Origin of the sequence: Aquipluma nitroreducens, from assembly GCF_009689585.1 — a bacterium.
Taxonomy (GTDB): Bacteria; Bacteroidota; Bacteroidia; order Bacteroidales; family Prolixibacteraceae; genus Aquipluma; species Aquipluma nitroreducens.
This window is the reverse complement of the sequence record NZ_AP018694.1, coordinates 2,669,806-2,688,807: the sequence shown is the minus strand read 5'-3', so window position 1 is coordinate 2,688,807 and position 19,002 is coordinate 2,669,806. Positions and strand designations below refer to the sequence as shown.

General features: G+C 40.9%; 14 protein-coding genes and 1 tRNA gene. 5 read left to right on the top strand and 10 right to left on the bottom strand.

What is annotated here, in order from left to right:
• Positions 1-71: 71 nt before the first annotated feature.
• Both AQPE_RS11285 and AQPE_RS11280 read right to left on the bottom strand, forming a co-directional pair.
• The gene (locus tag AQPE_RS11285; protein WP_318351162.1) at positions 72-1,712 is read right to left on the bottom strand and encodes an AMP-binding protein; all 1,641 of its coding nucleotides are present in this window, start codon (positions 1,710-1,712) and stop codon (positions 72-74) included.
• 32 nt (positions 1,713-1,744) lie between these two features.
• Positions 1,745-2,632: an aldo/keto reductase gene (locus AQPE_RS11280; protein WP_318351161.1), complete on the bottom strand. Its 888-nt coding sequence runs from the start codon at positions 2,630-2,632 to the stop codon at positions 1,745-1,747.
• Between the two features lie 273 nt (positions 2,633-2,905).
• Between AQPE_RS11280 and AQPE_RS11275 the strand changes: the two genes are divergently transcribed.
• Together AQPE_RS11275 and AQPE_RS11270 are read left to right on the top strand one after the other, a co-directional pair.
• Positions 2,906-3,613 carry a DUF5020 family protein gene (locus tag AQPE_RS11275; protein ID WP_318351160.1) on the top strand — a complete coding sequence of 236 codons (708 nt, stop codon included), beginning with the start codon at positions 2,906-2,908 and terminating at the stop codon, positions 3,611-3,613.
• An 11-nt stretch (positions 3,614-3,624) separates the two neighbouring features.
• Complete coding sequence (locus AQPE_RS11270; RefSeq protein WP_318351159.1) at positions 3,625-5,007, top strand: NCS2 family permease; 1,383 nt, start codon at positions 3,625-3,627, stop codon at positions 5,005-5,007.
• 136 nt (positions 5,008-5,143) lie between these two features.
• Here AQPE_RS11270 and fabF read toward each other — a convergent pair whose 3' ends face one another.
• From fabF to AQPE_RS11230, 8 genes are all read right to left on the bottom strand, one after another.
• Positions 5,144-6,388, bottom strand: a complete 1,245-nt coding sequence (gene fabF, locus AQPE_RS11265) for a beta-ketoacyl-ACP synthase II (RefSeq protein WP_318351158.1) — start codon at positions 6,386-6,388, stop codon at positions 5,144-5,146.
• 98 nt (positions 6,389-6,486) lie between these two features.
• Positions 6,487-7,083 carry a TetR/AcrR family transcriptional regulator gene (locus AQPE_RS11260; protein ID WP_318351157.1) on the bottom strand — a complete coding sequence of 199 codons (597 nt, stop codon included), beginning with the start codon at positions 7,081-7,083 and terminating at the stop codon, positions 6,487-6,489.
• A gap of 221 nt (positions 7,084-7,304) precedes the next feature.
• A complete protein-coding gene (locus AQPE_RS11255; protein ID WP_318351156.1) occupies positions 7,305-7,559 on the bottom strand; it encodes an LPXTG cell wall anchor domain-containing protein in 255 nt (84 codons plus the stop codon).
• Positions 7,560-7,656: 97 nt separating this feature from the next.
• On the bottom strand, positions 7,657-9,738 hold the full coding sequence (locus tag AQPE_RS11250; RefSeq protein ID WP_318351155.1) for a hypothetical protein: 2,082 nt from the start codon (positions 9,736-9,738) through the stop codon (positions 7,657-7,659).
• Positions 9,735-10,658, bottom strand: coding sequence for a glycosyltransferase family 2 protein (locus tag AQPE_RS11245; RefSeq protein WP_318351154.1), 924 nt, complete (start codon positions 10,656-10,658; stop codon positions 9,735-9,737). The genes AQPE_RS11250 and AQPE_RS11245 overlap by 4 nt, the downstream gene beginning before the upstream one ends.
• Before the next feature lie 270 nt (positions 10,659-10,928).
• Complete coding sequence (locus tag AQPE_RS11240; RefSeq protein ID WP_318351153.1) at positions 10,929-12,275, bottom strand: Gfo/Idh/MocA family protein; 1,347 nt, start codon at positions 12,273-12,275, stop codon at positions 10,929-10,931.
• Positions 12,276-12,288: 13 nt separating this feature from the next.
• A complete protein-coding gene (locus AQPE_RS11235; protein WP_318351152.1) occupies positions 12,289-13,815 on the bottom strand; it encodes an SUMF1/EgtB/PvdO family nonheme iron enzyme in 1,527 nt (508 codons plus the stop codon).
• Positions 13,816-14,053: 238 nt separating this feature from the next.
• Positions 14,054-16,612 (bottom strand): LamG-like jellyroll fold domain-containing protein, encoded by a 2,559-nt coding sequence (locus AQPE_RS11230; protein WP_318351151.1) that lies wholly within the window; start codon positions 16,610-16,612, stop codon positions 14,054-14,056.
• 172 nt (positions 16,613-16,784) lie between these two features.
• On the opposite strand from AQPE_RS11230, the gene AQPE_RS11225 reads away from it, so the two are divergent.
• From AQPE_RS11225 to AQPE_RS11215, 3 genes are all read left to right on the top strand, one after another.
• A tRNA-Val gene (locus AQPE_RS11225) sits at positions 16,785-16,859 on the top strand.
• Between the two features lie 192 nt (positions 16,860-17,051).
• Entirely contained in the window at positions 17,052-17,726 is a 675-nt protein-coding gene (locus tag AQPE_RS11220; protein ID WP_318351150.1) for a 2-C-methyl-D-erythritol 4-phosphate cytidylyltransferase, read from the top strand.
• A 61-nt stretch (positions 17,727-17,787) separates the two neighbouring features.
• The gene (locus AQPE_RS11215) at positions 17,788-18,969 is read left to right on the top strand and encodes an aldo/keto reductase (RefSeq protein ID WP_318351149.1); all 1,182 of its coding nucleotides are present in this window, start codon (positions 17,788-17,790) and stop codon (positions 18,967-18,969) included.
• Positions 18,970-19,002: the final 33 nt, after the last annotated feature.

The following is a 19,002-nucleotide window of genomic DNA, read 5'->3' as shown; positions in this document are numbered from 1 at the left end:
AATTCTGTAACAGAAAAAAAGCCAATCGATTCTCGACTGGCTTTTTTGTTTTCTAAGCTATGGCCAATTTGCTAAGTGTATAAATATCGTTTGATGTTTCTTTTCGGTGTCTTTTCAAATTCTTTATCAACCAAAATAATTGAGTTTAACTGTGCAAATTTAGGAAGTACTTTATTCACCTGCCTACAGTTATCAGCCATGATTTCATTCAGTCGTTTTTCACCAGGTTTTTCTTTCTCAATCAGTTCCGGATCGGGAAAAACAAATGCGACCAACTTCTTTTCGCGCAGAGTAATCACACATTCAAGCACATACGGAAAATTACTGAGTTTAGCTTCCATTTCTTCAGGGTAAATATTCTGTCCCGATGGCCCGAGTAGCATGTTTTTGCTGCGTCCCCGGATGTATATAAAATTGTCGTGATCAATAATTCCAAGGTCGCCTGTACGCAGCCAGCCCTCATTATCAATGGTTTCCGCAGTTGCCTTCTCGTTTTTATAATAGCCAAGCATCACATTATTTCCTTTAACCAGTATTTCACCAACCTCGTTATAAGGATCATGTGAGTCAATTCGAATTTCCATCCGGTCAACCAGTTTCCCTGCAGAAGAGGGACGGAAGCTTGACCAGGGCTCATACGAAACCAATGGGCCACATTCCGTCATTCCATAACCAATCGTAAACGGAAATTTAATTTTCCGGAAGAAAGTCTCCACTTCGCGATTGAGTGGCGCACCACCAATAACGATTTCGTGGAAACGACCACCAAACGTTTCAACCAGGCTGGCACGCACTTTTTTATACAAAATCATCTGTATTCCAGGTACTTTTAGCAAAAACTTTACGATTGGTTTTTCGAGAGCAGGCAATATCCTTTTTTGGTAAATTTTCTCGACAACCAATGGTACCGAAAGGATGAGCCGGGGTTTTACTTCCTGAAAAGCCTTAACAATAAGTTGCGGTGTGGGTGCTTTCGAAAGAAAAGTAACATGGCAACCTACCGAAACCGGGAAAAGAAACTCGAACAACAACCCAAAAACGTGCGCCATCGGCAGAAAAGAGACAATTCGGTCTCCAGCCTGCAACGGCATATGTTCCTGTGCATAAATGATGTTCGACAGTAAGCTTCGCGAAGGAATCATTACTCCTTTAGTGAAACCTGATGTTCCGCTGGTATACGAGATGATGCTTAAGTCTTCATCTTGATACTCGTCCAACTCAAAATTCTCCGGAGTTGATTTTCCGGCATAATCAACTGTAAAACATTTGACCCAGCGATCTTTTTCTTCCTGACGGAGAAATGAAAGGGCAGAGAAATCCGTCAGGCTTACTATGCCTGTAATTGCAGGAATTTGCTCTCTGCTCAGCTTTTCAAATAGGCCATCGGCAGCAAAAAGAAATACCGATTCGGAATGGTTCAGAATGTGATGAATGTCTTCCGGATTAAAATCGGGTAAAACCGGAACCGAAACTGCCCCATATCCTGAAATCGCTAAAAATGAAATTGCCCAATTGGAAGAATTACGTCCAAGTAAAGCTATTTTATCGCCTTTTTGGATTCCGGATTCGCGAAAATAAGCATGAATTTGCCTGATGATTTGTGCCGCTTCACCGTAAGTGCAGGTAGAACCCTGAAAGTCGCTAAAAGCTGGTAATTCCCAGTTTTTTTTGAATGCCTCGGCATAAAGTTCTATGAGTTTAACTCTTTTCATATCAAATTGTTTCAAATTTCAGGCTCCGGAATTTATACTTCTTTTACAATGCGCGAAATGCGTTTTACCACATCTTCTACCTGATCAACAGAGGTTATTCCGATGGTCATGCAGTCAACATTCTTACTGCCAATTACATACCTCAATGACTTTTCGCGCTGACTTTCTTCCGACAGTTTGCCTTCTCCAAAAATTTTCATTCCAATGATTCCTTTCCCGCGATCGTGTGCTTTTTTAAGTACAGCCATCACTTCATCGGGACTGGCGTCCATGATAACACCCTCAGGATTAATGCGCGCCAGAATTACATCAACCCAAGGATCATCGGCAGCAACTTTCAAGGCCTCAAAGCTATGGCACGAAAGACCTACAGCTTTCACAATCCCTTTTTGTTTGGCTTCCGAAAGTGCCTCAATGTATGGTTTTTTTTCTTCCTTCCACTTTTCATTGGTCATGCAATGCAGCAATAGTATATCAAAATACTCCGATCCGGTTTCTTTCCTGAACCGATCTATGGTTGCCTTGGGGGCGTCTTTATTCCAGTCTTCAGGGCGTGTCCAGATTTTCGAAAGCAAAGTTGCTTTTTCTCTCGGAACTTCTTTCAGGATTTCTTTCACATTTTGATGCGAACCATAAAGATCAGCGGCATCGTAAAAAGTCATTCCCCTTTCCTGAGCATAACGGGCAATTTTTAACCAATTCTGAATGCCCATACGGGTCATGTCTGAAGATTGTTTTCCTCCGTGAGTTCCGGTTCCAAGCGCCAGATGAGGAACGATCAACCCGGTTTTCCCCAGTTTCACACGATCAATCATCGAATCAGTCGGATTGATGTATGACATACCGGCAAACCCGGTTGAAGCAGCTGCGGCTCCTATCAGCCCAGCTTGAATAAACTGCCTTCTTGAAATTTGTGTCATCTCGAATGGTTTAGTTGGTTATCGAAATACGAGCGAATTTGCAGTGCTTGTTTCCGGTTATAACAACAGTACCGGAACTTTTGGTCGATGAAGATATGAAAATATTTTCAGGTTTTGATTCGACGTACGGTTAAATGACTGGATTTCAGGCCAAAGAAAATTGTTAGAAACCTGTTCGTAACAAATTATGCTGTACGAATGACAATAAAGAATCAGAAATATTTTTTTAACTATTTTTAGCATTTAAATCACTTACAACTTAAAGATTACATTATGAAGAAATTAGTCCTTGTTCTATTTGTTAGTTTGCTCACATTGGGCACATTTGCCCAGAATCTACAAACTCATTACGACATGGGGAAAGATCGTGGTTACATAACCACAACTGTTGAAATGTTCCGTCCTGATAAAACCGGAAACACTTTCTTTTTTATCGACATGGATTACGGATCGAATGGAGTGAAGAATAGTCCATCGCTGGCCTATTTCGAAATTGCCCGTTGCTTCAAGCTAGGAAAATCACCCTTTAGCTGGCATGTCGAGTATAATGGCGGTTTGTTCAATTCTTATGGAGCAGCTAATAATATCAGTAATGCATGGTTAACAGGGGTTGATTATTCATGGAATGCAAAAGATTTTTCCAAAGGATTTTCGTTAAAAGCTTTATACAAAAACATTGCAAATACGACTGACTCCAAACCAAATAACTTCCAGTTAACAGCAGTTTGGTATTTTGATTTTGCAAAAGGAAAGTTAAGATTTGATGGTTTTGCTGATTTCTGGAGAGAAGGACATATGGTGTCAGCGGATGGATGGAAAACCGCAAACGAAAAGAAATTTATCTTCTTGACTGAACCTCAATTGTGGTACAACTGCACCAAGAAATTTGCTATCGGTAGCGAAGTTGAAATCAGCAGCAATTTTGCCGGTCATGATGGCTTCATGATCAATCCGACTGCTGCATTGAAATACACTTTCTAATCTGATATTCTATGGAATTTATCACTAAGTTTTTTAAGCTGCAGGAGAACAAAACGACTGTTCGCACCGAGATCATTGCAGGTATCACTACCTTCATGACTATGGCTTACATCCTTTTCCTGAACCCGAATATTCTTTCGGCTACCGGAATGGATAAGAATGCTATCTTCTTTGCTACTGCCATTGCTGCCGGTTTTGTGACCATCGCAATGGGTTTAGTTGCCAATTTCCCGATTGCATTGGCTCCTGGAATGGGTTTGAATGCCTTCTTTGCCACTGTAGCTTTAGCTGGGGTTGGAATGCCATGGCGTGTTGCTTTAGGTGCGGTGTTCATTTCCGGTTTGATCTTTATTCTTTTAACCGTTACGAAAGTCCGCCAGATTCTGGTTGTTGCAGTTCCTCATTCGCTAAAGGTTGCGATTACCGTTGGTATCGGTTTATTTATTACCATTATTGGCCTGAAATTGTCAGAAATCATGGCTGTTTCGGCTAACGTGATTCCTCCAACTCTGGAACATTTAAATGCCACCAAAGGTCAGTCGAACTTACTGTTCTTCGAATGGAATATTGGACTTGGAAGCCTTAAAAATCCGGCCATGCTGCTTTGCCTGATTGGACTTGCCATTACTTCAGCTTTAATGGCCATGCGTGTGAAAGGATCATTGTTGATCGGTATTATTGTTACAACCATTATTGGTATCCCCATGGGAGTTACCAAAATTGCCGAAGGTTTCTCACCTTTCTCACTCCCTGATTTCTCGAACCTTGCTGTTTTCGAACTCGATATCAAAGGCGCTTTAAGTATGGGGATCTGGACCGTGGTGTTCACTTTCACTTTTGTAGAATTGTTCGATACATTCGGAACGCTTGTTGGAACAGCCAATAAAGCCGGTTTGATTGACAAAGATGGTAACTCGCCAAAAATAGGTAAAGCCATGTTGGTTGACGCGTTTGGTGTTTCTTTCGGGGCATTGATGGGAACCAGCACTATAACTGCATACGTTGAAAGTGCTGCAGGTATTAGCGAAGGCGGACGTACCGGTTTAACTGCTGTAACTACCGGTTTACTTTTCCTTTTGGCTCTGGTTTTAGCTCCTTTGGCTACTTTAATTCCTAACGCGGCAACTGCACCAGCTCTGATTATTGTTGGTTTGCTGATGGTTTCGGCGATTAAAGAAATCGATTTTGAAGACTTTACTGAAGGCTTACCTGCATTTATCTGTATAGTCATGATGCCATTTACTTACAGTATTGCCAATGGTGTTGCTGCTGGTATCATTTTCTATACTTTGCTGAAAGTAATTACCGGGAAAGCAAAGAATGTACATTGGATGATGTATTTACTTTTCGCCCTGGTTGTAATAAGATATCTATTCCTTACAGAAGCTTCTTAATTAAGCGATTTCCTTTAAAAATTAACCACAGAAGTTAGCAAAGAAAAAAAGGAGAGATCGCAGAGAAAAGTATCTCTGTGATCTCTCCTGAAACTTTGTAACTTCTGTGGTTTTTTATTTTATGGATTGAAGTTACTTATTCTTTATACTTCTGAAAAAGCGTACTTACAATATGCCCTCCAAAGCCGAATGAATTATTTAAAGCGGCGTTAACCGGCTGTTTGCAAAGCGATTGTTCAACCCGAATCCGTGAATCGATAGCAGCATCGCGGTTCTGCAAATTGATTGTTGGAGGAATCACATTGTTATTAACGGCCAATACACAACACATGGCCTCAATGGCGCCAGCAGCCCCGAGCAAATGCCCGGTCATCGATTTGGTACCTCCTACAGCGACCTTATCCAAACAAGAATCGAAAATGACTGAAATCGCTCTTGTTTCGCTGAGATCGCCAACCGGTGTTGAGGTAGCGTGGGCATTGATGTAATCAATATTTTCCGGCTTTAAACCAGCTTCCTGCATGGCTTCGGTCATGGCCAATTGAGCGCCCAGCCCGTCAGGATGCGAACCAGTGATGTGGTATGCATCCGATGCCAATCCATAGCCAGTCATTTCAGCATAGATTTTGGCTCCGCGCCGTTGCGCATGCTCAAGTTCTTCAAGCATCAAAACCGCTCCACCTTCGCCCAAAACAAAGCCATCGCGGGCTTCATCAAAGGGGCGCGAAGCCGTTTCAGGGCTATCGTTTCGTTCCGAAAGTGCCCTCATTACACTAAACCCACTAACTGTCGAAATGGTTATCGGGGCTTCAGAACCTCCGGCCAACATAACTTCGGCCTTCCCCATTTTAATCAGGTTATACGAGTCGGTGATGGCATGATTCGAAGAAGAACAGGCTGAAACAGTAGCATAACTGGCTCCGTGCAAACCGTATTTGATTGAAATTAATCCGGAAGCCATATTGGGAATCATCTTGGTAATGAAAAACGGGCTGATTCGACCCTTTGCTTCAGGCGAAAAATATTCCCGAATCTCATTTTCGAAGGTCCCTATTCCGCCAATACCAGTTGCCCAGATTACACCGCAACGATTGCGGTCAACCTTATCAAAGTCAATTCCGGAATCGTTAACGCATTCATTGGTCGCTGCCAGGGCATATTGCGAAAATAAATCGTTTTTTCGTGCTTCCTGCTTTTCCATGTATCGCAGCGGATCGAAATTCTTTACTTCACAGGCAAACCTGGTTTTTAATCCGGAAGCATCAAATCTTGTGATTGTTGCTGCTCCACTTTTCCCCTGAGTCAGTGTATTCCAATATTCGGAAACCGAATTCCCCAGCGGGGTAATTGCTCCCAATCCGGTAATTACTACTCTTCTCATGATTTACTATTTTACTGATTTACAAACTACTGTTTTAAGAAGTGTGATGTGCCTAAAGTTGGAAACTCCCTTTCCTGGGTTCCAGTCTCCCTTCTGCTCTATGCCCCATGCTCCTTGCTTTTATCTTCATTTCCTGGCGGGGTAATACTTTCCCAAATGGATTGATGTATATTCTTAAAATCTGATTTGCTCAGAATACGCGCCAGTTGAAGACCGGCAACCAGCGATGACAAAATAGAAAGAGCCTGATCACGCGGCGGAATGTTGAACTGGAAAAGTCCTTTTTCACGGCCACTTTGCAGAATCGATTCGAGCCAAAGGATAATTCGGTCAACCATTTTTTGTAACTCAACGCGCATTGGGTCGCTCAGGGTATTGATATCAGTTCCGAGCGAACCAATCAGACAAATCTTGTTTTCGCGGTTGCTTTTCAGGTATATTTTCATGAACGATTCCAACTGCTGCCATTCGTCAAAATTGCGGTTTTGCATGTTCTCAACCATTTCTTCGAATCGCTGAACATTGGTTTTAAGAATGCTGACACCCAGGTTATCTTTACTGGGAAAATAATAATGCACCGCTGCATTTTTAATTCCCATTACAGTCGAGATGTCCTGATAACTGAAGCCATTATATCCCTTGTTCAGTATTAATTCTTCAGCAAGTTCCAGTATTTTTTCGCGTGTTACCGACATCGTTTATGCGTTTTATTCGTGACAAATATACTTACTAATAAGTAAAATGTATGCATTTAATAAGAAGAAATTAAGTAGGTTACTGAAATAAAATTTTAAAACCAATATCCCGAAAGTTAAAATTTTAAGGCACCGATTGACGATCTAAACTTTCAAACAGAATAAGCACAAAAAAAGCTCCCCGTTTCCGAAGAGCTTCATTTATGGTGTTTACCGATTAATTACTTTTTTTTCTTTTTAATGTAAAAGAAAGCCGCACCACCAATCACAACAATTCCGCCAATAATGGCATAAGTCAACGTATTTGATGATTCCTTGGTTGCTTCATCTTCGTAATAAACTGGATCCATAGTGTCAATCGAAATAGTATCTTTTGGTTCTTCGGCGACCTTAGCCGAATCTTCCTGAGCATACAATTTTGTCATTCCACCAACAAACATTAGGCTTACAAGAGCCAACATTAGTGATTTTTTCATTGCTTCAAATTTTAAAAGTTATTTTATTTTCAGTATCAGTTCATGTGTTAATAATTTGCTTTTTAATTGCCAGATGGAATTCGCCAGATTATTAATTTTAATTTTTTGAGTTACTAACTTTCTGGCTCATTTCATCATATTTCCGTGCAATCTCCGGATTCGATTTCCGGTATGTATCAGCCAAAGCTTCCAGGGCTGGTTTATATCTTGAGTTCAGTTTCAGACAATCTTTCAGAATCCGACGAGCCTTCAGAACATTGGTTTCAGCATAAATTCCGGCCAGCTTTGGGTAAGCGCCATAATACTTTCTGTTTGCCTGAATCGTACGTTCATAAAACTTGGAAGCTTTTTGAACGTCCCCACTTTTCAGTGCTTCGTCTCCCAATAAAATCAGAGCCATTTCATAATCTGGATTAATTTTCAAACACTTAGCCAGCATCTGATTAGTCTCATCAACCTTCCCTGTTGCCAGTAAAACTTCAGCAAATTTATAGCAGAGCAGCTCATTTTTCGGGTCAAACCCCACAGCATTTTCAAATAACAACGCAGATTTAATGTTATCGCCCTTGTTCCGTTCCTGAATACCTTCAAAATCAGTTTTTGTAACCCTCTCAATGACTGCACAAATCGGGATTCCGTCAGCAAAGATAGTATGAATTGTATTGGATGGCGGCCAGATTTTATTTTTTAATTGGAAAGGCGGAATATAGCTATTTGCAACAATGGCGTAATCCCAATTATACTCGCTACGCTTTTGCCAGGGAAAATATACAAAATCAATGTCTTTATCATTTCTGAAAAACCATTGGCTGGGAAAATTTGCGCCAACAACAATTTTGGTATTATTGGACTTACTTTTCAAGTAATCCTGAAGCCATTCGGCTCCCTGGCGCATGCTGTGGTAATAATAATCGGTTTCGTAATTTCCATAAGCACCTTTCAGTCCACCAGTAAACTGATTGTAGTACAGGTAATAATACGGATGGTTTGCTGCCATAAACCAAACTGGATGAATTGCCAAAATCAGGAATAAAACAACGACTGAAAGCCGAACAATCCGTTGTTTATAGCGACTTAGAAGCGCATAAAATCCAAGAGCAGCGATGAGAATAATTCCGGGATAAACAAACAAAAAATGACGCCACGAACCATATAAATTAGACTGTTTCAGTAAAACAAAAACAACTGGGAACAGAATACTGAAACCCAGCAAAAGCAACTGAATTTTCTGTTTGTCGGAATACTGTTTCCTAATAGTCAGAAAAAACAGCAATATTCCGGCAAAAACAACAATTGGAATGGTAATCGCCATGTATTTAGGCAAATAGTACCACGGGTGAAAATCGGACCAGTCGAAATTTCCTTCAAAAATTTGCCTTACAGTTGTTGGGAAATGAGTCATCAGTTGATACGATTTCCATGGATTGAGTATCGGATTTTGCAGCGCATAAGGCCAAAAAATCAATGACAACAAATATCCTGAAATAGATATTCCGAAGAATAGAATCAGTTGCCGTTTTATGTTTTCGAAATCAGGTATTTTCCGCTGAATTACATCCAAAATAAATTTCAGAAACATGAAAAAGCCGAGGTAAAAAATAACCAGAATCCCACCGGCACGAATTCCGATAGATAAAGCGATGCTTAAAATCAAAAGTAAAACATCTTTTCTGACTAGTCTACCTTCAGTAAAAACGACGCGAAGCGAATAATAAATACTTGAGATGTAAGCCAAAGCAAAAGGAATATCTTTCAGATTATTTTGGGCATGACCCAGGAATGTGGGCGAAACGGCGAACAGGAGCAATACCAGAATTGCTGCGCCATATCCTGAAATGTATGCGGCAAATAAAGCTGTTACCAGAATGGTAAGCCAACCGGAGATACTGCTCATCAGATGCCTGAAAGTGTATATATCTTCAATGCCGAACCAGTGAATGAAGATAGTAACCAAATTATCGAACGATTGTCCGTAGTATTTAAGATGGGTTTGGGGTGTATTAAGCGAAGATTGGTCGGCACCAAGACTACTGAAATAGTGATATACCATTTCAGATTGCTTGTAATGAACTTCCTCGTCGCCCGAAATGCCGGCATCACGACTGATCAGTAGCATTGCAAACAGCATTGCCAATGCGAGAATTATAAAAATTAGCTTCAGTTTTCTTTCTTCCATCATTCAGCGTCGGCATCGTAAAACTTCTTGACCAGATAGATAGGACGGTTTTGAGATTCTTTATAGATGCGATACACATATTCGCCCACAACTCCCAGAAAAATAAGTTGAATTGATCCGAGGAAATAAATGCTTAAAACCGTTGAAGACCAACCAAACAGTGCGAATCCGAGAATTTTTCCAACCAAAGCATAGATTCCGGCAATGAAAAAAACGATGGTTCCGATGGTACCCAGAAAAAGGCAAACCTTAATCGGGAACTTAGAAAAGGAGAAAATAGCGTCGGCGCCCAAAACGATTAATTTTCCAAGAGTCATTTTGGGTTCTCCTTCCAAACGGGCTTCGCGAATATATTCAACATAGCCCTGCCTAAATCCAATAAACGAACGCAATCCGGGTAAGTACCTGATCGTTTCTTTCATCTGTACAATGGCATTCACGGCCGAACGGTTCATGACTGAAAAATTACCCGAATTTTCCATATCCTCGATTCCTGATACTTTTTTGAAAAATGCATGGAATAAATTAGTGGCAACTCTCAGTCGCTTCCCTTTACGCCCTTGCCGCTTTCCACTAACAATGTCAAATCCATCTTCATTAATCATTCGGTACATCTCCGCTAATAGTTCGGGTGGATCCTGAAGATCACCATCCATCATGGCCACATAGTTTCCCAAAGCCATTTCCAGCCCGGCAGTAAAAGCCGCCTGGTGTCCAAAATTTCTGGACAGGTCAACAATCTTTATTCTTGGGTATTGTTTTCGCGCTTCAATCAGCTTCCGGAGCGTGGAGTCAACGCTGCCATCGTTAACAAATAAAATCTCATAGTTTGTAGTAAACGACTCAAGCGCTTTAACCGAACGAGCTACCAATTCCTCGATCAGCCCCTCCTCATTATAAACCGGAATTATGAGTGAAAACATAGGTTTGTTTGTTTTGGCAGTTTTCTTTATTCCTGAAAGAAACTTACAGTCTAATCAGGGTTAATTGTGGGTTAAAGATATAGTTTTTAAGTTTGAAAATGTCATTTTACAAAGGAAGCTCAATCGCGCCTGATATTAAAAGACTGCCAGCTCAGGAGGATTAATTCTCCCTTGCTGGCAGTGTTGGTTGGTTTAGAAAAGCATCCCGGTTAATAGGATGAAAAAGCACGTGTGTATTGAATTCTATTGTATTAATTTATTTTACTCGATTTATGCTTTGTGTGCAGTTCCCGGCACTGGCACTTCAAACTGCATGTCAACCGAACCAAATTCAATTTTCTCTGGCCCAAGATCCATGTCGGATTTAAAAATTTCTTCCCAGGTTACTTTTTTACCGGTGTAAGCCGACGTTCTTCCCATGATTGCGGTAAGCGTTGAATTTGCAGTCGTTTCAGCCTCATTTACATATTCTCCTGTACGAATGGAATGAACCAGATGCATGTGTTCCTGCACGTAAGCCGGAATTTTCAGCGAACTGGTCTCGTTCCCGTTTTCATCTTTCGGATATTCGAACTTCCACTTTACCGATCCGTCCAAATTCCAAATGGTGTTCACGCAATTGGTATATCCTTCGGTTCCCATAATGAATTCGCCTGTGTTGTTGGCGCAATTGTCGATTTCACGACACATACTGTGCGAGAAAAAGCCATCTCCGTAGTCGAAATCGACACTGAAAAAGTCATATTGATCACCAGTTATTCGTCGTGCGCGGCCTCCATAGCCAACGGCGCTTACCGGTGGACGGCCTACAAACCAGTTGATCACATCGATGTTATGAATGTGTGTATCTAAAATATGATCGCCACATAACCAGCAGAAATTATTCCAGTTGCGAACCATATAAGTCATGTCGTCCCAACCTTCCTCGCGGGTACGGAACCAAACGTGGTTCTGATTCCAGAATGCCCTGGCTGAAACAAGTTTTCCAATGGCTCCATTGGCGACTTGTTTATAGGTTTCAATGTAATCTTCCTGATGGCGTCTCTGAGTACCTGTAACGATATTCAGACCAATGGCCTCGGCCTTTTTGCCACTGGCAATGATCGACCGAATTCCAACGGGATCGACCGCCACAGGCTTTTCCATAAAAACATGCTTATTCTGCAAAACGGCTTCCTTCAAATGTTCAGGTCTGAATTGCGGTGGAGTGGCCAGAATAACCACATCGACATCGGGCAGTGCCATCAATTTTTTGTAGGCATCGAATCCCGAGAAGCAGTTTTCGGCTGGAATTTCCATCTTTAGTTTCGCAAACCTCTCACGACCTGCATCAACTTTATCCTGAAAAACATCAGCCAAAGCTACAATATGCAAATCTGGCCCTGAGCTAATAAAATTTAAAGCAGCCCCGGTTCCACGATTGCCAACACCAACTAATCCAGCGCGTAATTTTTTACCTTTTGGTGCAGCCTTTAAAATGGGCGGCAATCCAAGTATTTTGGCATTATTTGCCTTTTTGCATCCCGAAATGGCGACACTTGCACCTAATAATCCAATGCTTGCCAGAGCAGTTGACTCCAGGAACCGTCTTCTATTTAAACCTTTATTATTTTCCATCTGGATGTGTTTTCTATTTTACATTTTCATCTACTTCACAAACTACCCTAAAACCAATGTCAACACAGTCGGAATACCACCAAACACTTTTAGGCATTTGTGGATCGGTAACCAACCATTCGGTGGTTTTGGTAAAATCGCGTGCGGCGCTTCTTACATCACGGGCATCACTTTTAAAAGATCCTCCCCTGATTACATGCTCCTTCCCTCTTTTGGGTCCCTTCGGATTAACAGCTCCCTTTTTATACGCAGCATAGGCCGTAGGAGAATAATAGTCGGAGCAGAATTCATACACATTGCCCAACATATTCTTCAGGCCAAAAGCATTTGCCTTTACTGAAGCTGGTTCAACGGTCTGACTCATGCTGTTCGCTTTATAAGCTACATATGAATTAATTGTCGTGGTATCGGCGCCAAATATCTTTTTGAAAAACCCTTCAGAAGTATAATCTTTCGGACTTCCGGCAAAAAAATACGGCGTTTTGGTTCCGCCTCTGGCTGCATATTCCCATTCTGCTTCAGTTGGAAGCCTGTACTTTTTGCCGGTAACTTTCGATAGCCACTGGCAATATGTATTTGCGGCTTTCCAGGTCATTGTAATGGCCGGGCGTGAGCCTTTTCCCCATCCCTGGTCAGGAGCACCCCACGGCGGAGTAGGGCCTGAAATTGCATCAACATCCTTATTCACTTCAGCTTCTTTGCGACCCTGCGACGATGTTGCTTTAAAGAACTCCAGGTATTCGTCCCAGCTTACTTCTATTTTTGCCATAAAAAATCGCGAAACTTTTACTGGATGCATCGGACTTTCATCAGGTTTATGAAAAGGTTCTTTTTTCGAACTTCCCATGATGAACTGGCCAGCAGGTATAGCTACCATGTCAAAAGTCAAACCGGTCCCGGGAACTTTTTCGGTAAAGTTGGCAAAACTGGTAACCGGAGTTGCTTCAGCATAAATTTGTGTATTCTGAGTAATATTTACTCCAAAGTTGGCGTCGTGTTCGTGTTTGGCGTTAGGGTCAAAATGACCTACATTCAGATGGCAATTGAGGCAAGAGACATCTTCCTTACTTGTCAGATAATTTAAGTGGGCATTTTCTCCGGCAACAGTAAGTGTTTTGGGGAATAAGTTTTTGTGACATCTTACACATGATTCAACATACGTATATTTCTTGGCCATTTCAAGTTTTCGCTTTGCAGCCCATTTATAGTCGGCAGAATCTTTAAACAAATAGCCATAAACATCTTTGGCTCCGTGTTTAGCTTTAGCATATAACATTCCATGTCCTTCCGGCGGAAGATGACATTCGACACAATGAACAATTACTCCAGATTTGTTATCGTAGTGAGGCGAAAGTTTCCAGCTTTGTTCAGCATGCGGATGAACGTGGCATGAAAAACAATATTCGTCGGTTGATGTATAATGTACGGCTTTGCTACCGGCAAACATAAAAACCATCCCAATAATCAATCCTATTGAAATCACTACCACAAAAGCTCTCTTGCCGCTAAACAAACTACGAACAGAATTCCAAATCTTCATAAAATAATCGTTTTGATCGACTCAATTCCCGGGAATACTGGAATTAGAATCATTGCACAAATGTAATATCGAGCAATTAGCGAGGCTTTAGCTGGTGTTTACGGACGGGTTAAGGCAAGGTTAATTTCAGGTTAATATCAGCCCTGAAAAGACTGTTGAAAACGGGAAAAATCTTTGATTTTGAGCAATATAATTGATTTTTTAATAAAATTAACCCTGCTCAAAAACATATTTTATATCAGGCAATCAATTCCTCAAATTTCATGGAGAATTTTTCGCCATAAAGCTCCTCATAGAGCAGACAAAAGCGATCAAAAGTAAAACGAGCCAGATTAGAATTGTTCTGATTGACCAAAACTTTCAGTTTATAGGCCAATGCCTGATCGTTTACCGGATCAGTCACCAGAATTCGGTCAGTTAACTTCAGGATTAATTCATTGTCGTTTTCAACAGTTAGTTCATTGATAAATTTCAGGAGAACATCAACAATATTGTTCCCTACAAATCCTTTGAAATCGTCGAGCCAGTCATACGATTCACCTTTAAATAACTCGCCTTCCTGAATGATGTGATAGAAGTTCAGGTTAAAATCGGTATCGTGAATTTTTTCCCGCTTCAGCAGTTTTAAACACTCCACGTAATCGCAGTACACGTTACCGTCGAAAACCATTGACCAGCGGTCGATCTGAAAATTAATCTGAACAGATTCGAGCGATTCGATGATGAGTCGCAATTTGCGGATGGTGACGCCACGGCTGTTTTTGGCGCTTTGAGACGAATGACCCGACCAAAGAATATCTGTCAGTTCTTTCGTTGAAATTCCATTTTTGTTGCGTTGAGAATATAAAAGGATAATCAGGAAAAGCTGTTTCAGTTTTGGAGTAAACTGACTACTGATGTCAATCCCGTTTTTATCAAGGACTTTAAAATCGCCGAAAAGCTGAATGTAATTTGTTTCGGGTTTATGAATAATGGCATTCTCAATACTCCTGATTTTATCGGCAGTTGACGGGTGTTTTTTCAATTTCCGGAAAGGGATCTTAAAGTAGGAAAACACGATTAAAAAGAAGATCACCAGCGCAATGAGGCTCCTGGATAAAATTGGATAAAGAATTAAAATATTCTTTACAGGAACAATTTCAATCACATCTTTGCTCATTCCCCAAATTTCTTCTTCGCCAAGCGCTCTTGACCAGATACTAAGGTTATCGATAGATCCATACATATATGAAGCCTTGTTGAAACCTGCAAGTCCAATGTACAGATTATCACGGCCTTTATATGCCGGATGCCCCAGTGAACGACTATCCAGCTTTCCGTTCAGGAATATAGCTTGCTCACCGCTTAATTTATTGTATCTCCAAACCAAATGATACCATTTACCGGCCTCAAGATTTGTTTTGCCCCTCAAGTCATTGTTGTAGAATCCAAAATATGGCTTTTGTTTCCTGATCAAGAGGTGAATCCCCTTCTGGTAGGAACTTGTCTTTGTTCCAAGGATACAGTAATCTTCCTTATTGGGCAAATACTCTTTAATCTTCACCCAGGCGGCCACCGTAAAATCGTGATCCCGAATTTTGAATGATTCGGCACCCGGGAGTATAATATATTTTTTTTCATCAAAAAACGCAACTGTCGATCGGATCGAGTCGTTCCCGAACTTAACGTTATACGCCTTTCCATCGAATCCATTGATGCTGAAATCATGGCCTTCTTTGGCAAAGGTGTAATGACCTTCCAGATTGTCTGTAATTTCCATCGACGTAGCTACAAAATGCTGAATAACACTTTGGCTGGGTTCGTTAAATGTAACGGTTTCCGGAGTAAATCGAAATCCGGGACTTTTAGGTGTCAAGGTCAGATTATCCCCCGGGCCAACAGGGAAACAGTATTTTCCGCTGGTAAGACTACCAATTTTATCCCAATTCACGTAATCAAGAACCTGGGTATTGTATGTGATCGTGCCCTTAATCGTTTTGAATCCTTTTAAATAAGAAACTATACCAACAACCCAATTTTCGTAACGATCAAGCATAATGAAATTAGGTGTTTTGCCGGTATTTGTCCAGGTATTTTTAACGTGTTCAATCAGGTAAGGATTTTGATTGGTTTCATATTTTGCATTGTTTATGTTTTCGCCTTTCCGTGGGAAGTTGTAGTCGTTATAGATCAACAGGCTATTTTTAGGGTCGCCTTTAAGAAATTCTCCTTTAAAAACCGGAGCTTCCCAAATCGAAAAATAAGGTTCAACGGCATGATTCCAGACATAATGAAGCCAATCCGGACTGTTGCGGTGTTCCTGCATTGAAAAAACAACCAATCGTTTATTTTCTTCGATCATGGTTTTTACAGGTGCCCAACCTTCCTTTACATCGTATGTGTACAAGTACTGATTGATACCCAACTCCTGAAAGATATCGGTTAACTCGTTGATGTTTGTGCTGAAATCAAGAAAAAGAGTCAGTATTTTATCTGGCTTGTTCTCCAGATAGTTCTTGATTTCGTGCATAGTCTGCCTAAGCGAAATGGAAGTTCCGTCGGCCTTTTTAATCACGAGCTGATTCTGCTGCTTTTCCCATTCAAGATAAAACCTGAAACCACCAATGTTTTGATCAAGAAGTTCTTTAATGCTGCGGGTTTCATTGAGATTAGCATCTACGCCTGAGAAATTCGAAATTACGAAGATGGTTTCATCATATGATTTGCCGGTTGTGTTGTCGCTAGCCTTGGCACTAAATGCCAAAACGGAAAGAAACAAGCAAAACAGAATACCAATGCAACGAATTTCTCTGTTCATCCGAAATATTTTAATTGTTCAAAACCAATCATTTATTAGGAAAATTAACCCACGAATAACCCCATACATTAAAAAACAAAAATAGTTTTCTGATTCTAAAATCTCAAATTTAGCCGATTTATTCACCAATAAAGAAACATTGTAAAAAATTTATATTTTTGTGGCACGAAAAGGGCTGTTAGCTCAGTTGGTTTAGAGCATTACCTTGACAGGGTAGGGGTCACTGGTTCGAATCCAGTACCGCCCACATCTAAAAATCCAGTAGGTCATTGATCTGGTGGATTTTTTGTTGTCACCTCTTTGCAGTCAAATGGAAAAAGAATATTGCTAAAACATACCAGGAGCAACAAGTTTCCTTCTGATTTTCTTGCAAATAAACAGTTTTGAAACCTATTGGCATTTGCGCTGAAATCGTACTTTTGCAGTAATGGAAGAACGTATGAAAAACTTTGTCATTATTGTTGCCGGAGGCTCGGGAAGCCGTATGGGAACCGAAATCCCAAAACAGTTTCTGGAACTGCACCGAAAACCTGTTTTGATGCATACCATCCAGATTTTTCACGATTTCGACCCTGAAAGCAAAATCATACTTGTACTTCCCAAAGATCAACACCAGTTCTGGAAAGAATTATGCCTAAAACATTCATTTTCCCTATCGCATCAGGTTGTTTTCGGAGGTAAAACCCGATTCCATTCTGTTCAGAACGGACTTTCGCAAATTGAGAACAAAGGGATCGTCTTTATACACGATGGAGTCAGACCACTGGTGAGTAAAGAAACCCTCGAAAGATGTCTCGAAACTGCTAAAAAAAGCGGAAATGCAATTCCTGTACTACCAGTCAACGAATCGCTTCTTAGACAAGAAGGCAATCTGAATATTTCGGTCGACCGAAGCCAGTATTTCAGCGTTCAAACACCGCAAACTTTCCGAAGTGAGCAAATTCTAGACGCTTTTAAACAGGAATTCGACACCTCATTTACCGACGATGCTTCGGTTGCAGAAAAAGCAGGATTTTCGATCCAGATGGTTGAAGGAAACCGCGAAAATATTAAAATTACAACTCCTACTGATTTGATTATTGCCCAAGCCCTTCTGCAAAGCAACTCTCTCTAAACTTCCCCACCTGTTTTCTGTTTACTTTGATTATTTTCACCGATTCTTTTTAAAACAGGATATGGATTTTAAGAACTTAACGATTTATCGCCCAAAAATGGAATACCGCCGCTTCGGGAAAACCAACAAAATGGTAAGCGTAATTACATTGGGAGGCATGAGATACAAACACGCATCGGCTGAACCACGTGAAGAAATTCCACAAGATACCCTTGATCAATGTCGCGATACAGTTCAAAAAGCCATGGAGCAAGGAATCAACTTAATTGAAACTGCGCATGGATATGGCAAAAGCGAACATGTTTATGGTCGGGTTCTGAACGATGAACTCAAAGTGAAGCGCGATTCGTATTTTTTGATGACTAAAGGAAATCCGAAAACTGCCGGGGACACACGAAAAATGGTTCTCAGTCAATTAAAAGCTTTGAAAACCGATTATTTCGATTTTTATGCCTGGCACGGAATCAATACGATGAATCTGCTGGAAACTGCCTGTACCAAAGATGGTCCGGTTGAAGAATTGCTAAAGATGAAAGAAGAGGGAATCATCAAACATGTCGGATTCAGCACTCATGCACCGCTTGATGTTATTCTGAAAGCCATAGAAACTGACCTGTTCGACTTTGTAAACCTTCACTATTACTATTTTTTCCAGCGAAATAAAGCAGCGATTGATCTGGCCGAATCGAAAGACATGGGCGTGTTTATTATTTCGCCCAACGACAAAGGAGGCCAGCTTTTCCGACCTTCGCAAAAGCTGACCGAATTGACAGCACCTCTTCATCCTATTCAATGGAATGCCCGATTTTGCCTGAGCCATTCGGCTATTCACACGCTAACTTTTGGATTACCGGTAACCGCCCAGTTTGAGCACCTCAACGGCATTTTTCCGGCCCCCGCTCCTATTTCGCCTGAAGATGACCAGATCAAACAAGTTCTTGATGAGCAAAAACAACTCGATCCTTATTCCAACTTTGATGCATACGTAATGGAGAATGATCCATCAGGATTGAATATTCCTGAAATATTGCGCTTTAGAACGCTCTGGAAATGCTACGATATGAAAGACTTTGGGCTCTACCGATACAACATGTTTCAGGAAAAAGACCATTGGTTTCCGGGCAATTTCCCTACCGAAGAAAATTTGAAAAGGATAGATTTATCCCGCTGCCCGGCAAATATCCCAATAATTGATCTAATTAAAGAAACTCACGAAGGTTTATTCCGGCCAAAATCAAAATAAAAATAGGGGCTTAACTCTTTGTGAGTTAGCCCC

Coding starts and splice junctions, on each gene's coding strand:
- AQPE_RS11285 (WP_318351162.1), bottom strand. CDS start 1,712: ATGAAAAGAGTTAAACTCATAGAACTTTATGCCGAGGCATTCAAAAAA.
- AQPE_RS11280 (WP_318351161.1), bottom strand. CDS start 2,632: ATGACACAAATTTCAAGAAGGCAGTTTATTCAAGCTGGGCTGATAGGA.
- AQPE_RS11275 (WP_318351160.1), top strand. CDS start 2,906: ATGAAGAAATTAGTCCTTGTTCTATTTGTTAGTTTGCTCACATTGGGC.
- AQPE_RS11270 (WP_318351159.1), top strand. CDS start 3,625: ATGGAATTTATCACTAAGTTTTTTAAGCTGCAGGAGAACAAAACGACT.
- fabF (WP_318351158.1), bottom strand. CDS start 6,388: ATGAGAAGAGTAGTAATTACCGGATTGGGAGCAATTACCCCGCTGGGG.
- AQPE_RS11260 (WP_318351157.1), bottom strand. CDS start 7,083: ATGTCGGTAACACGCGAAAAAATACTGGAACTTGCTGAAGAATTAATA.
- AQPE_RS11255 (WP_318351156.1), bottom strand. CDS start 7,559: ATGAAAAAATCACTAATGTTGGCTCTTGTAAGCCTAATGTTTGTTGGT.
- AQPE_RS11250 (WP_318351155.1), bottom strand. CDS start 9,738: ATGATGGAAGAAAGAAAACTGAAGCTAATTTTTATAATTCTCGCATTG.
- AQPE_RS11245 (WP_318351154.1), bottom strand. CDS start 10,658: ATGTTTTCACTCATAATTCCGGTTTATAATGAGGAGGGGCTGATCGAG.
- AQPE_RS11240 (WP_318351153.1), bottom strand. CDS start 12,275: ATGGAAAATAATAAAGGTTTAAATAGAAGACGGTTCCTGGAGTCAACT.
- AQPE_RS11235 (WP_318351152.1), bottom strand. CDS start 13,815: ATGAAGATTTGGAATTCTGTTCGTAGTTTGTTTAGCGGCAAGAGAGCT.
- AQPE_RS11230 (WP_318351151.1), bottom strand. CDS start 16,612: ATGAACAGAGAAATTCGTTGCATTGGTATTCTGTTTTGCTTGTTTCTT.
- AQPE_RS11220 (WP_318351150.1), top strand. CDS start 17,052: ATGAAAAACTTTGTCATTATTGTTGCCGGAGGCTCGGGAAGCCGTATG.
- AQPE_RS11215 (WP_318351149.1), top strand. CDS start 17,788: ATGGATTTTAAGAACTTAACGATTTATCGCCCAAAAATGGAATACCGC.